General features: G+C 32.1%; 9 protein-coding genes and 1 pseudogene. 4 read left to right on the top strand and 6 right to left on the bottom strand.

The genetic code is table 11. From position 1 onward, the window contains the following. Positions 1-202 precede the first annotated feature (202 nt). From GFJ36_RS10715 to GFJ36_RS10705, 3 genes are all read left to right on the top strand, one after another. On the top strand, positions 203-1318 hold the full coding sequence (locus GFJ36_RS10715) for a response regulator aspartate phosphatase (RefSeq protein WP_097892001.1): 1116 nt from the start codon (positions 203-205) through the stop codon (positions 1316-1318). Continuing rightward, positions 1318-1479: a Phr family secreted Rap phosphatase inhibitor gene (locus GFJ36_RS10710; protein ID WP_097892004.1), complete on the top strand. Its 162-nt coding sequence runs from the start codon at positions 1318-1320 to the stop codon at positions 1477-1479. Before GFJ36_RS10715 ends, GFJ36_RS10710 begins: the two co-directional genes overlap by 1 nt. A 686-nt stretch (positions 1480-2165) precedes the next feature. Then, positions 2166-2540, top strand: coding sequence for a hypothetical protein (locus GFJ36_RS10705; protein ID WP_097892006.1), 375 nt, complete (start codon positions 2166-2168; stop codon positions 2538-2540). Positions 2541-3025: 485 nt separating this feature from the next. Here GFJ36_RS10705 and GFJ36_RS10700 read toward each other — a convergent pair whose 3' ends face one another. The 6 genes and pseudogenes from GFJ36_RS10700 to GFJ36_RS29510 all read right to left on the bottom strand — a co-directional run. Further along, positions 3026-3361 carry a hypothetical protein gene (locus tag GFJ36_RS10700; protein ID WP_097892009.1) on the bottom strand — a complete coding sequence of 112 codons (336 nt, stop codon included), beginning with the start codon at positions 3359-3361 and terminating at the stop codon, positions 3026-3028. 1561 nt (positions 3362-4922) lie between these two features. Then, the gene (locus tag GFJ36_RS10695; protein WP_088123170.1) at positions 4923-5471 is read right to left on the bottom strand and encodes a fascin domain-containing protein; all 549 of its coding nucleotides are present in this window, start codon (positions 5469-5471) and stop codon (positions 4923-4925) included. Between the two features lie 255 nt (positions 5472-5726). Next, positions 5727-8048, bottom strand: a complete 2322-nt coding sequence (locus tag GFJ36_RS10690; protein ID WP_098230868.1) for a putative mucin/carbohydrate-binding domain-containing protein — start codon at positions 8046-8048, stop codon at positions 5727-5729. Between the two features lie 104 nt (positions 8049-8152). Next, entirely contained in the window at positions 8153-10519 is a 2367-nt protein-coding gene (locus GFJ36_RS10685) for a putative mucin/carbohydrate-binding domain-containing protein (RefSeq protein ID WP_098230870.1), read from the bottom strand. 421 nt (positions 10520-10940) lie between these two features. Continuing rightward, positions 10941-13187: a M60 family metallopeptidase gene (locus GFJ36_RS10680; RefSeq protein ID WP_157349551.1), complete on the bottom strand. Its 2247-nt coding sequence runs from the start codon at positions 13185-13187 to the stop codon at positions 10941-10943. A gap of 593 nt (positions 13188-13780) precedes the next feature. Beyond that, positions 13781-13924, bottom strand: a pseudogene (locus tag GFJ36_RS29510) (gamma-aminobutyrate permease); the annotation flags it as partial. A 395-nt stretch (positions 13925-14319) separates the two neighbouring features. On the opposite strand from GFJ36_RS29510, the gene GFJ36_RS29505 reads away from it, so the two are divergent. Further along, a partial coding sequence (locus GFJ36_RS29505) for an S-layer homology domain-containing protein (protein WP_275940647.1) occupies positions 14320-15009 on the top strand: 690 nt, incomplete at its 3' end.

Raw genomic sequence — 15009 nt, 5'->3', positions numbered from 1 at the left:
TTAATTTAAAAATGCATACGTAATTAATCCGTTTTACGAAAAGGAAATTTCTTAAATTCTAAGTACATTCGACATAAATTGATTATTTTTTATGAATTTTATTGAAAAACATTGTAAAATACCTCCATTTTTTCTTCTATTTTGCTATGATAGTTACAATTATATAGGATTAAGATATTTCTATAGGATGGGGGCGTATATAGTGAGTGTTTCAGTAAAGGGAAATGAACAATTAACCTCTCTATTGAACGACTGGTATCGATCTATGCTATCTCAACAAGTGATAAAAGCTACTAATCTAAAAAAGAAGATTGATGAAAAAATTAATAAGTTAAGCATTGAGCCAAATCAAGAACGTCAGGATCAAAATTTGTTACTTTATTACTCACTACTTGAATTTCGTTACACGGTCTTAACAGATAGCCTCGGTATTCAACAAAATAGTTTTGATGCTATTAGTGATTATGATATGCCTACAGACCATTTTCTACGCTTCTATTATCACTTTTTTAAATCCATTCATTCCACTTTTATATCAAGTTTTACTGAGGCAGAGGAACATTATAAACTGGCAGAAAAGATATTAGTAAACATTCCAGATGAAATTGAACACGCTGAATTCTACTATAGAATTGCTACTTTTTATCACCATACCTATAACATGCTCGCTTCTATCGAATACGCAAATAAATCAAGGGCAATCTTTTCGAAGTATGAAGGTTATGAAGTAAAAACAGCCTTTTGTAATAGTTTGTTAGGTGGTTGCTGTATCTATTTAAAGCAGTACGAACAAGCAGAAGAATATCTACATTGTGCAATTGAATTACTACAGAATAATAAGGAAGAAGATTCCTTGTTATACGTAAAAAGTACTATGGGGTGGCTGTATTCTGATCAAAGTATGTCTACGTTAGCTATTCGTCACCTTTCAGAAGTAACAGAAAAAATCCCTACACACTTCAAGGCTATCTTCCTACAAGCTAAGGAACATTATAAATTAGGAGAACAATCAGCAGCTAGCAAACTCATTGATAAGGGATTACAGATTTGCAGAGGAATTCATAACGAAGAATACACACACCACTTCTCTATTTTAAAAAGATTAAATGAAAATATTCCACTTGAAGAATTAGAAAAAATCATTCAAGAAGGAATCTTATACTTTGAGGAAGAAGAATTATGGGAATATGTTGTCGAATACGCCGAATTATTTGCAACAAAATGTAGACAATTAGAGAACCACCAAAAGGTAAGTGACTATTTCCATATTTGTTACCAAGCAAGACGAAAATCAATCGAAAAAGGAGTGTTGAAATAATGAAAAAAATCAGCCTATTATTATCGGGTATTGCTTTTATTGGGGTTCTAATGGTGGGAATTTCTCAATTTTCTAAAGCGGATCAGTTTGCTACTCATGGACATTACCCCGCTCCCACATATAGTGTTGGCGATCATGGTGGTGCACCACAACAAACTTAATGTAAGTGTATGTAAAGCCCCTCCATTCGGAGGGGCTTTACATATAATTTATCTCTCACGTATCACCCTGTACACGCTTAAGGAAGGTGAATCTTTTAGGAAAATCTGTTAAACAATAATGGAAATACGCTAACTATTATAACTACCGACTCTTCATATGCAATATTACATGCGAATAGTTCTAAATATTTTGTTATACTATTCATGTGGATTTTTCATCCAAAAATCCTCTTAAACGCATATTTATGTATATGCCACCCTAATTGATGAAAGTGAGAAGAATGTTTATCATTTTTCTCACTTTTTTATATTTAAATCTTAATAATTCACACATGTGAATAATACTATAAAAATAAACTTAAAAAAAGAATCTAACTTCCAAATTTAATCTTTGGAATCATTTATTTTCTAAAAAAATTCCCACATCTTTATCAACTCATTTTAGAATATTTAAACAATAATTTTATATACATTACTTGCATAAATTATTCATTTTCTTTTATATAAGACCTACTTTTTTACTTCTGATAAATTATTAAACATTGGATTATTATACACAATCCCCAAAAAGATGAGGTATTTTGTAGAATTTTGTCTATCAATATGTATGTACACCCTTTTGTAGTGGATATAGACTGTGAGGTGTAAGGAGATACCTTACAAAATAATGAAAAGGAGATTGTAAAATGAGTAGATTAACAAAATTCTCAAAGTTAGCATTTGCAACATTAATTGTGGGAAGTGGTTTAAGCGTCTTTGTGTCGTCACACAGTGTACAGGCTGACACCTTAGATCATAATTACCAAGACACTGTAAGATTCATACCACCTTCTAGTGCTAGGCAAACATTGGAACAAAAAAACACTATTGTTCCAGAATCAAAAGTTATTAAAAACCATTATGTAAAGTACTCTAAAGCACATTTCCAAACTAAAGAAAGTATACCAAAAGAGATTTATTATTCTTCAGAAGGCTTTAAGGGCTATATACACGCAAGTACCGTTTGGGATATGGGAGATCATTTCGCAACACTATATTCCGGAACCGTTATTCGATGTTAGACTTTTAATCCCTTCTCTCCCAATGCTTATAATAATCAATAGCTCACTGCCAATACTGTAATATCTATTGTTCAAAAAATAAACCACAAAATCTTTCGATTTCATGGTTTATCAAATATAAAGATAATGCTAAACGAATACTCTAACATTACCTTCCCCTAAGTTAATTATAGAGTATTTCCCCAAAAAAGACACTCTTGTAGTGTCTTTTTTATAATATTTTAGTTTACTCTCATCTTACTTTTGTTAAACTCGGATATGTAATAATGCATATTATTTTGATTACATATTATGATATGCTCTCATTGTGAGCTGATACATAATTTCTTTAGATTGGAAAACTAAAACCTCATTTACCCAATTTTTGGGCGCCTTATGGCGTCTTTTTTTATGCTCTTGAAGTAAAAAACAGGATCGTAATATCATTGTTCAAAAAAATTGTATACTTTAATAAGAATTACGCCTACTAATCCTTATTTTTGCGGCTAATTATTTGTTTCAACATAATAATTTTCCATCTCGTATATGCAATAGATAATGATAGCTAAACTCCAACTGACACCATAGTAATCATGTGTGTAGAAGTCATAACCTGCCTTAATACCTTTTTCTATTACAACCAACGTAAATCCTAATGCCATCCATTTGTTAATTTTCATCTTAATAAACGTTTTAGCTATAAGTATTAAAAATAAAATATTTATAAGGCAGTTTATCATTAGCTCATACTTTTGAATGTATAATGGTATTATACAAGCAGTGATATTAGTCGCAATACCAAAGGCAACCACGGCTCCCAAAATCCTGTCCGAAATTCCCATTCCTGATTCAGTCCCTTCTCTAATAACATTACATTCTTTTCCTTAATTCGTTCCTACACCCTATTCAAGGTATGCTGTATTATCCTTGTCTGATGAATATCTATTTATCTTTTCATATAGAGCAAACAAAATTTCTACTCATAATTTTTTCTTTATTAGGCATACTAGGTTTAAGCCGTTTGAACTAGCGGCTTCACTCTTCTGGTAATGGGGTAGCAATATATAGTAATTGACTAACTCATTCAGTCCATTGGCACTGGCAGACGACAAAATTGTTGTCTGCCATTTTCATGTATACTTTTTCTAATTTCATTCCAAATCATATGTTTACCGTACTTATTTTGAAAAGAATGAAATTTAATTTTTAAATAAGTAAAAAAGATACGGCTCAGTCCACTTTTGGTATAGGACTTTTTCTTTTTACATATACTATTTTTGAGCCTTTTTACCAATACGTGTTCTATCGGTGTCTTGAATTCCTCCTAAAAGGGGCGGCAGATACGACTGCATGACCTTTTTATTTATACTGCTTTTCTATACCAATAAATAAATCGAAAACTAAAAATGCAATATTACATATTCTTTTCAGTCCATATTATGTTAAAATTTCTTAAGTTGTTTATTTCATAGTCGAATTATGATTTCGTATCTTATTCAGCAATATGTAAGCTGTATACCAAAAGAAAAGACACCCGAAAGGTGTCTTTTCTACTTTTAATTTAAAAATATTTTTCTTTTTCAGGAAGATCCAATTACCTCAATAACCTAATCCCCTTATTTAAAGAAAGTTTGATCACGATGCTCCAAAGTTTTCATCTATATCAACAGGTAAACAGTTCACTTCCAAACCATATCTCCACCAATATAATTTCTTAAAGATTTTCTGTCTTGTTCTTAATTTTGTCAAAATCCTCATATAGCTACACAAAATATATATGCTATTATGTTTTTAAGAAACTATGCGTTCCCTTAACCCTGTATCCGACCCTGTATTTTTTTACAGGGTCTTTGTTTATTTTATTTACTTTCATTATCTTATAAGAGTTAATACACACCCCATTTCAATTAAAATCGTTTAAATGTTAGTTAGAATTTGAAATGATAAATCTATTAGCTTTTTTGACAATTATAATCTAATACTAGATTTCTAAATGTATACTACACTAAACATCAGTTAACACTATAAACATAGTGTTAACTATATTAATTGAATATTAGTAATAGTAAGTGTAAATATTATCAATTTACTATATCTTACATTTATGTAAAAATAGATGTATGTTAAGCTTTTTCAAAATCTTTCCCCTAATAAAGATTTGAAGTAGCATTTCATGATTCTCCTTACGGTTAATATGCCTTGAAAAAGAACCCAATAGGGTTCTTTTTCTTCTCATTATATCCTCCGTAATTACTTATTTAACATACAAAAAGGACTGACAATTACTTGCAGTCAGTCCTTTTTACACCTTAATATACACTTGTATTAAGTACTTAACTCTTTATTTAGCATGCATATGAACTAAACCAGTCATTATTATTTATATATAAAACAATTCAAAATTTAGAAATACACAATAACAAATCTTTCCCAACTTCCAGCTACATAACTATTAGCAGTTAATTCTCTACCACTATTTGCTGATATAAATCTACCATTACTTAACGCTTGTAATACATATATCCTATTGTCTCCACCATTATATAAAATAAATTTTTCCCATGCCCCAATTGATGTACGATCTGCTACTACTCTACCATTTGGCTCAAACGAAACGTACTTGCCATTACTTTTCGCTTTTAAAGCATACGTATATAATTCTCCAGTCGGAATTAATTCGAATTTCTCCCATTCATTAACTGCATTACGATTTGCTACTACATTGCCCGATGGCTCAGCAGAAACATATTGTAAATTTGCAGCTTGTATAGCAACAGTCCAGCTTCCATTAAATAGATTCACACCTTTTAGTGAACTTGCATTTGATTGGTTGGCTGCCAATGCATCATTCGATGGGGTTATCATCATTATCATTAGAACCATTGGTAACACCATTAAAACTAACTTTTTAAAGATATTATTACCATTTGCATGAGCTATGAACCACTTCATTCTCATTCCTCCCTTATTATATAGCACTCATATACATCATACCAAATATGTAAAATATTGTAATACAATAGAGTCTTTATCAACAAATACCTTATTATTCTGTTTCTTTTTTCTCAAATCTATAGCACCTAAACATCACTCAGTCCTCAAACATATTTTTAAAATTAATTTCACTTTATATTAAATAAATGCCAAATAGTCGTTCATAATGAACGACTATTAAGCATCAAACTAAAAATTTGAATGTTTTTCATGTTAATCTATTTTGTTTAATCCCGTTGAAGTAGCTTGATAGATTCTTTTTTTGCCTATATATTCTTGTTTATTATTCTCAAGGTTAGTAAGTTTAGCCCGTGTCTTTTCATTTACTGCTTCCCCTTCTATATGGGTAAACTCGATATAATCTCCCACTTTGACCGGCACAGTTTGGCTTTCAGCAGTTTGCTGTCTATTTCCCACTATTTCCTTATTGTACACAACACTACCGGATGAATTCTGTACTTTGATACTCGCATACGTATTATTAAAATAAGAATGTGGTACGCCTGCTTCTAAATTCACCTGCATTTTCTCTGTTACCCTATTATAATTTACTTTTGCAATTTCTCTATCACTATATCCTTTTAAAGACCAACTAAATTGATTTCCATCTAAAACCGTTGTTTCTGGCATTTTTTCTACTTTCTTCAGACCTTCTTTTGTAACTTCGTACATTGCTTTTTTTCCAAAGCTTTCTTGTTTACTATTATCTACATTTGTTAAAGTAGCTCTATGCACACCTTCTTGATGTGTTAACTCAATATAATCTCCTACTTTAACTGGAACTTTTTGCGATTCAGCATTTTGTTGTTTGTTTCCATAAATGTTTTTATTGTATACTACTTTGCCTGATGCATTTTGTACTTTAATACTTGCATATGTTTCATTAAAATAATGATGCGGTACGCCTGCTTTTAAGTCCACTTGCATTTCTTCTGTCGACTTATTGAAATTGATTTTAGCAAACTCAAAATCACTTATTCCTTTTAGTGACCATGCAAATTGATTTCCTTCTAAAATACTAGAAGAGTTCGGTATATCTGAATTAAAATCTAAGTTATCTAATATAGATTTTAGATCAGGTAAAACACCTATTCTATCATTCCACGGATCTTGAGATTTTGTTCCTGTATTTGGATTACTTAAGATATTTCTTAATTCGGCTGGTGTATAAGGAGAACCTCGATGTTCTTTAGCAATACCTTGAATCGAAGTTGCTGCTCCAGCAATAATTGGTGAAGCACTTGATGTTCCACTAAATGTTGATGTATATAAATTTGTAGTATTTTGACTTGGATTTGCTGATGTTGTATCAACATTTTCTCCCCATCCATATACATCTAATCGACTTCCATAATTTGAAAACCATAAACGTTTATGTGGAACAGTTGATGATCCCGCCCCAACCATAATAGCACCTGAATCCTTGAAGTCTGGACTATTTCGATTTAAGATCTTTTTTCCATTACGATCTTTAAAATTATCTAAGTCGTTTGAACCATTTGCGCCAGCTTCTATAATAATAATCCCTTTATCTGCACCAACACGAATTGCATCAAAAATATCTGGATGTACTTCTACAGGTAAATATTTATCCCCATACCCATCATACGAAGCTTGTGCCTCTAATAAAAGAATATCTCCCGCTTGTAAATTATGTACAGCACTTAAAATAGCATCCGCCGTATTATAAATTCCATTATCCCTGATCTGGGATATTACTTTTACATTTGCTTTTGGTGCAATTCCAATATTTCCAATTTGATTATCTTCAGATGAAACAATTCCTAATACAGAAGTACCATGAGCTCTATGCTGGCTTATATTTTGTCCCGACATAAGCTTAATATTTTTATTGACTAAATCCTCATGATTCAATAACCATCCATATTCCATATCCACAAAAGTTGTATCCTTCCCATCACCACCTTTAATGCTCCAAGCATGCGAGGCATTAATTCCCTTTGGTGCCGATTCAAGATATCCTTGATTTTTAAATCTAGGATCATCGTACGGATTAACAGATAAATTTGGTAACTGTATTTCAGGGGGTGTCAAAATTTGTTTTTCTTGTATATAAGCCTCCTCTACGAGAGGAGATGTTTCAAATTTTTTCAGTAATAATTCTATTTCTATGTTATTAGGAGCTTGTACAATATAATAATTTAATAAATTATTAGCTGATTCATTAACAACTGATTTAGATTGTACTGATAACTTTTCAATCTCTATCGGATTTACAGATGAGAACAGACGATTCAAAGTAAGTTCTGTATTTTCGGAAAATAACTTCTTTAAATTGTTATCATAATCCCCATTTTTTATTCGTTTCTCAATACCATCTTCATAAGGTAAGTCAATTTGATTTTTAAACTTTACAACTAATCTTTCTTCCTGTGAATCTCTTTCTTTGTATGTGACATTATAAGATTCAGCGTAAACTTTATTATGAATACTATCATTTTGTAGAATTAGATCTGTTCCTACAAATGTGGTCATTGCAATTGATGAAATTAGAAACCCTTTGAATATGTTCATACTATACCCGCCAATCTATATTCTCTTGAGAATTTTTTAATGCGTATAATGGTTAAGATTTTTATATAATATATAAATCTATAATTTAACTTTTGTAGTGAAATCTATGACTTTATTAATAATCCCATAGAGGTAACCTGATATATTCTTTTCTTTCCCATATACTCCTGTTTACTATTCTCAAGATTAGTAAGTGTGGCGCGTGTCTTTTCCTTTTGTGCTTCTCCCTCTATATGAGTAAACTCAATACAATCTCCTACTTTGACTGAAACGGTTTGGCTCTCAGCATCTTGTTGTCTATTTCCTATAATTTCTTTATTGTACAAAATATTACCGGATAAATTCTGGACTTTAATGCTTGCATACGTATTAGTAAAATAAGAATGGGGTATACCCGCTTCTAATTTAAGCTGCATTTTTTCTGTTGCTTTGTTATATTCTATTTTCGCGATTTCTCGATCATTATATCCCTTTAATGACCAAGCGAATTGATTTCCATCTAAAACCGTTGTTTCTGGCATTTTCTCTACTTTCTTCAAGCCTTCTTTTGTAACTTGATATCTTGCTGTTTTTCCAATGGTTTCATTTTTGTTATTTTCAAGGTTAATTAAAGTTGCTCGCGTTTTTTCCTTTGTTGCTTCTCCTTCTATATGGGTAAATTCAATGTAATCCCCTACCTTAACGGGCACAGTTTGGCTTTCAGCATTTTGTTGTTTATTTCCCACGATTTCCTTATTGTACAGAACGTTACCAGAAGAATTCTGGACCTTAATACTCGCATACGTACTAGCAAAATAGGAATGTGGTACACCTGCTTCTAGTTTTACCTTCATCTCTTCTACCGTTTTATCATAATCTACTTTTGCAATTTCTCTATCACTATATCCTTTTAATGACCATGCAAACTTGTTTCCTTCTAAAATTTTTGCTTCTGGCATTTTTTCTACTTTCTTCAGGCCTTCCTTTGTAACTTCGTATATGGCTTTTTTTCCAAAGCTCTCTTGTTCACTATTATCTACATTTGTAAGAGTAGCTCTATGTACACCTTCTAGATGTGTTAACTCTATATAATCGCCTACTTTGACTGGAACTTTTTGCGATTCAGCATTTTGCTGTTTGTTTCCATAAATCTCTTTGTTATAGACCACTTTACCTGATGTGTTTTGCACTTTAATACTTGCATATGTACTATCAAAGTAGTCATGTGGTACACCTGCTTTTAGATCAATTTTCATTTCTTCTGTTGATTTATTTAAATTTACTTTCGCAAATTCAAAATCTCCAATCCCTTTCAGCGACCATGCAAATTCATTACCTTCAAAAATGTTTGGAGATTCATTTTTGATTTGTACCTTTTTCTCAACAGTTTGATCAAATATATCCGTTAATACAATTTTTGCATAAGCATTTGTTGGTAATGATATAGATTGACTGATTCCATTTTGATAAGATTTAATATCATTAATTACGTTAATAGGTTGGCCCGTCATATTTTCATTGTTATAAATTTCAATTTTCCCCTTAAATTGCGGTGTACTATTTTCTTTTAGTTTCCAAAATACATTTAATTTTTCATTTTCATAATATATAGATTGGATATCAAAATCTAGTTTTCCTATTTCAGGTTGAGTAGGTTGATTTAGCGTGAATATTTTTCCTGACCCAATAGTAGACTGCGTATTACCTCCTGCTTTGACCCATACATATTCTGAAGTAGATCCTCCATCATATTGATAAGTATTATCATGCGTTCCAGAAATACTTTGATTATTCCAAGAACTCCATTGTTTATCAACTAATTTTCGGCTATAACCATTTTTTAGGCGCGCTTCTCGAACGTTCTGTCCACTATCAGCCCAGTCTTCTTGAAACATTCCTAATCCATGATTAAATGCAACATTAGCAACCGGAAAGTCCATAATTGCAATTTGATGCCATTTATTCTTTGTTACATCTTTCATCCATTGTCCAAATTTAGTATGACCATTTTCTTGCCATGAACGCATTGTCATTGTGTACCAATTGTAGTCTTTCCAACCATAAGTTGTTTGAACCTTCATTCCTGTTCCTTCTCCTCCAAAGGGTCCAGCTTGCGAATTCGGAGATAAGTATTCGGCCTTTATTGCTTCTTTAGAGGAAATTGGATCCCATAAGGCAAAATGTAAAGTACGTTTTCCATTTTCATCAAACCCACTTTGTTGTTGAAAACCAGCATATCCTCCAGCTTCACCACCTGCATTCCAGTTGTGTACAGCCCAGTACGTATAAGGTGGTGTCTGAACTGGTGACCAGTCTATACTAATAATATCTGAGGCAGGTATATTTTGGGGACTCACATAAACTGCTGGAGCAGCTGAATGTGTTGCAGCTTTAGTGTGCAAAATAGACGTTCCAAACATAGAAAACATGCTACATGCTGCGGTCATTATAATAACTTTATTAAATCTTTTCTTCGTTTTCTGACTAATCACTAATCTACATCCTTTTCTAATTTTTATTTACTTGTACAGATTGCTCTTCGAAAACTGAAGATATGAGGTTGGTTGCAGAAAAACGTTGCAACCGTAAAATCTTCAACGTTCTATCGCCCCATGCTTGCCGAAGTTGCGAAAACCAAGCTAAAGTAGGGAGTGTGTTGCGTTAACGTACAAGATACTTATGTTCTCACCGTAGGGACTACGGGTAGAGCCTGCTAAGATAACCGGTGGATACACCGGTGTTCGCAGGAATCTCCCACTTCAAAAAGTCCGTAAGGGCGTTAAGTGGTGAGTAGTTCAATATTGAATAATAACTTAGTAGAGAAATCTATCAAAATTCAAGCAACATCCAGTAAATCTTTAAAATACTGCCCCAATTTTATGTTGTTCTATCTTCACATCTGATTCTTACATGTTATTTTATTGTAAGTGGTTTCCATAAAGATAACGCAAATATCCAATTCGGGTCACCATTTCCTTGATGATTTTGAACCGCTTCATACACTGTCCCTTGATGTTCTACTTTATCGCCCTTTGTATATGCCTTCTTTGGATCCCATTTTTCATAAGATACATTTTGATCTTTGGTTTTTACCGGAAGAATTTCACTTTGAATAGATGTATTTCCAGCTGCATCTACAGCCTTCACTGCATATTTATATTCCTTATTAGCTGTTAAGTTTTGATCAATAAATGTCGTTCCTTGTACGGTTTGAATCAATTGTCCATCACGTAATACCTGATATTCTTTTACACCTATATTATCTGTAGAAGGATTCCATTTTAGCTCTACACTGTTAGAAGTAAGGTTGCTTGCATATAATCCTTGTGGCTGTGTGGGAGCTTCTGTATCTGGTTTCGGATTAACAATTTGATTTACTTTTTTCAGGCCATCCTTTGTAACTTCATACATTACTTTTTTATCAAGGCTTTCACGTTTATTATTATCTAAATTTATTAATGTTGCCCTCTCTCCACCTTTTAAATGTGTAAACTCAATAAAATCGCCGGTCTTTACTGAAACTTTTTGTGTTCCAGCATTTTGCTGTTTATTCCCATAAAACTCCTTGTTATATACTACTTTACCTGATGTGTTTTGCACTTTAATACTTGCATATGTACTATCAAAGTAGTTATGTGGTACACCTGCTTTTAGATCCATTTGCATTTCTTCTGTTAATTTATTTAAATTTACTTTTGCGAATTCAAAATCTCCAATCCCTTTCAGCGACCATGCAAACTGGTTTCCTTCTAAAATATTATTTACATTAGGCATATCTGGTTTAATCGGATTAGAATCCGTCCCCTTCCAAATCTCTGCTGTTAAAATCGGATATCCTAATGCAGCCACTTTTTGAATGGTATCATTATTTGGACGTAATCCCCACTTCTCAAAGAAAGGCATCAAATTTTGTTTGGCTACTTTTGATGCTGAGATCATAAATAATTGTTTTTTATTTTCATCAGTTTGTGGAAGTTCATTAGAAGGCATATCTCTATACAATTGATGCAATTTAGGATAGAAGTCTTCTCCATATGCTAACTGTAGTTGCCAGAGCATAACAAGCTTAACAAAAACATCACTAACTTCGTCATAATTTTTATTAGGTTGTTCTAAGTATTGAAATGCCTTAGTATAAGCGCCCTCTTGTTGCAATCTAAAAGGTTGATTAGATGTAAATGCTTTTTCTACAGAAAGGCTGTAAATATTATTTTGTACTTCTGTCATATTATAAAACTTCCATGGTGATTGCTGTCTCAAATGCCCTGCCTCATGCCAAGGACCCCAACCATCTTTTATAAATTTATTAATATCTAACACGTATTGAATTGCATCTCCTACATATGCAGTTCGATAAGAAGTCGCATACATATAATAATCTGGTGAATGATTTTCTTCTACGTAATGAATATAATGCTTGTCTGCTTGTTCTTCGGATAATCCAGCTACTTTGTCTTGAATTCGGGTAGCTTCATCCATCTTTTTTAAGAGTTGTACAGGATCTGTATTAGAACCTAGCAAATATTTCTTAACACGTGCAGGGCTGGCCGTAATTAATACACGTTCTCCTTTTAGCTCCACTGCATGTGCATTTGGGTATTGGTTCAGCATGTCTATTAAATCTTGTTTTGTATGCTTGCCTAGTTCAAAGAGAGGAGTAGTCGTTCCACCAGTTGTGACTGTTGTTCGAATGGTGCCACCTTGTTGTTTATTGTAAAAATAAATCATTCCTCCATTTGGAGATTGGATTGTGTTTATACCTGGTTTTAATGTAAATGATTTTATTTTAGAATCTTCTCTCCAAGAAGCATCATACGAATACGTTCCAATGTATGCTTGAATATTTTGATTTCCTTCTACATTAATCGTTATTTGTTCATTTGGCTTTGCATATAAACCAGTCGGTTCATATGGACTAAATGCCATACTTTTTCTTTCCTTTTGTTTCAGTACCTCTACATCCCCTTTTCCTGGGACTGTATATGTCCTGTTTTCTGATTTAACTGACTTTTCCTCTTGAAGTGATGTCGATATTTTATTTTGCTGCTGCGTTTCCTCTGCAATGATATCTGTTGTAGAAATCATTCCAGTTGCAAGCATAGTTACTGTAGCGGTGGCTGCAAGTATTTTTCTAGTTTTATGTTTTGAATTATTCCCCATATTAACTCCCTCATTTTTCCTTAATGCACTTAAGGATTTTTGTTTTTTATGTTTTTACACCCCAAGCTATTCATGCTATCTATGTTGTATCTTTTAATCTATTTTTTCTCATAATAATCTCCTTTTCTTTATTTATCATTGTATACAAATACTATTTGATGACACATTAAATAACAACTTTACGATAAACTCATCAATAACAAACTATTATGTTTTGATTCAACACCCATAACTTCCATCTAATTGTATAAATGTATTCATTTGGCGAAATAAGTAAATAAATTTCAACATTTAAAGCTTATAATCTAGCGAAAAATTCATAAAAGTTTTTTAACTTCAAAGGTTTAAATAATTGCAACCACATTTATTTAAACTTCCTCGAATTTTTTCTAAGCTATTCTCTAAGAATCTTATTGTTTATTCAAGAATTAGTGCGATCAAATTTACTATCTAAAATACAGTAAATAGTATATACGAAGTACTTCGTTAGAAATTTTAGGAGAGTACTTCTTATTCGCCTTTTTCAGGAGATGTACAAAAATACCCCACATATAAATCCAAATTATTTAATTTATTATCTTCAATAATTAATTGATAACGACCAACATGGATATAATTAAACCTGTTGCACCATTTGGTAAGAGGCCACCGTGACTGTTTAAATTTAAAAACCCCGCAGTATGATGACCAAATAATACAAATAATAATAGAAGTCCAACGAAAATAAAAACCACAATAAATAACTGGTAAATAACGCTAAACATCCCTCTTTATTTAATTCATCCTTATAGTTATTATAATGAGTAATTATTCACCTTACATAATAATTACTTACTATATTATTAACATGGTTACCTTACAAAAATGTAATTCTTTTTTAATTGACACTCATATATATAAGTAACTATACTGGTTACACAAGCTTGGTAAATATATCAAATAGCCCCTTATTATAAGTGTATGCCTATAGATTTTTTTCGAAATAATAATTTAAATTAACTAATTATTATTTACCTGTAATATAACGAAATTGCCAACCTACTCTATTATTTAAACTAATTCATATTACTTATAAGATTCACTATAAATGATAGATTTACCAAGCTATACTATTTTTTAGGAGTGTTACATTTTGAAATACAAATTAATTGCTACAGGAATTCTTGCTGGAAGTCTACTATCCTACTCATCTAGTGCATTTGCAAATACTCATAAATTTCCAGATGTCCCAAATTGGGCAAGCCCTTCTGTAAATTACCTAGTTGAAAAAGGCGCATTACACGGAAAACCCGATGGTACTTTTGCTCCTGCTGAAACAATTGACCGCGGTTCAGCTGCCAAAATAATGGCTATAATGCTTGGATTAGAAATTAATAAGAATGCTAAACCATCTTTCCGAGATGCTCAAAACCACTGGGCAGCACCTTACATTGCAGCTGTTGAAAAAGCAGGTGTTATTAAAGGAGATGGAAATGGTAACTTCCTTCCAACAGGTTTGATTAATCGTGCATCCATGGCTTCAATGGTGGCAAATGCTTATAAATTAGAAAATAAAGTTGCTAAAAATAGTGTAACTACATTTGAGGATTTAAAAGGGCATTGGGGAGAAAGATATGCAAATATTTTAATACAAACAGAAATTTCTAAGGGCACTGAAGACGGAAAGAGCTGGTCCCCTAATAGAGCGATTACCCGTGCAGAAGCTGCACAATTTATTGCAAAATCTGATCAAATCCACAAACATACAAAAGTAGAAGAAAATACTGTAGTTGGTGTAATAAATGATGCAGACCCTTATTATGTGACTGTTGCATATAAAGAT

The organism is Bacillus sp. EE-W1, from assembly GCF_009760835.1.
In the GTDB taxonomy this organism is placed as follows: domain Bacteria; phylum Bacillota; class Bacilli; order Bacillales; family Bacillaceae_G; genus Bacillus_A; species Bacillus_A wiedmannii.
The sequence above is the reverse complement of the archived record's forward strand: the minus strand, read 5'-3'. Positions and strand labels throughout refer to the sequence as shown.

Excerpts from the sequence above, each read along its gene's own strand:
- GFJ36_RS10710 (WP_097892004.1), top strand. The coding sequence starts at position 1,318 with ATGAAAAAAATCAGCCTATTATTATCGGGTATTGCTTTTATTGGGGTT.
- GFJ36_RS10705 (WP_097892006.1), top strand. The coding sequence starts at position 2,166 with ATGAGTAGATTAACAAAATTCTCAAAGTTAGCATTTGCAACATTAATT.
- GFJ36_RS10700 (WP_097892009.1), bottom strand. The coding sequence starts at position 3,361 with ATGGGAATTTCGGACAGGATTTTGGGAGCCGTGGTTGCCTTTGGTATT.
- GFJ36_RS10695 (WP_088123170.1), bottom strand. The coding sequence starts at position 5,471 with ATGAAGTGGTTCATAGCTCATGCAAATGGTAATAATATCTTTAAAAAG.
- GFJ36_RS10690 (WP_098230868.1), bottom strand. The coding sequence starts at position 8,048 with ATGAACATATTCAAAGGGTTTCTAATTTCATCAATTGCAATGACCACA.
- GFJ36_RS10680 (WP_157349551.1), bottom strand. The coding sequence starts at position 13,187 with ATGGGGAATAATTCAAAACATAAAACTAGAAAAATACTTGCAGCCACC.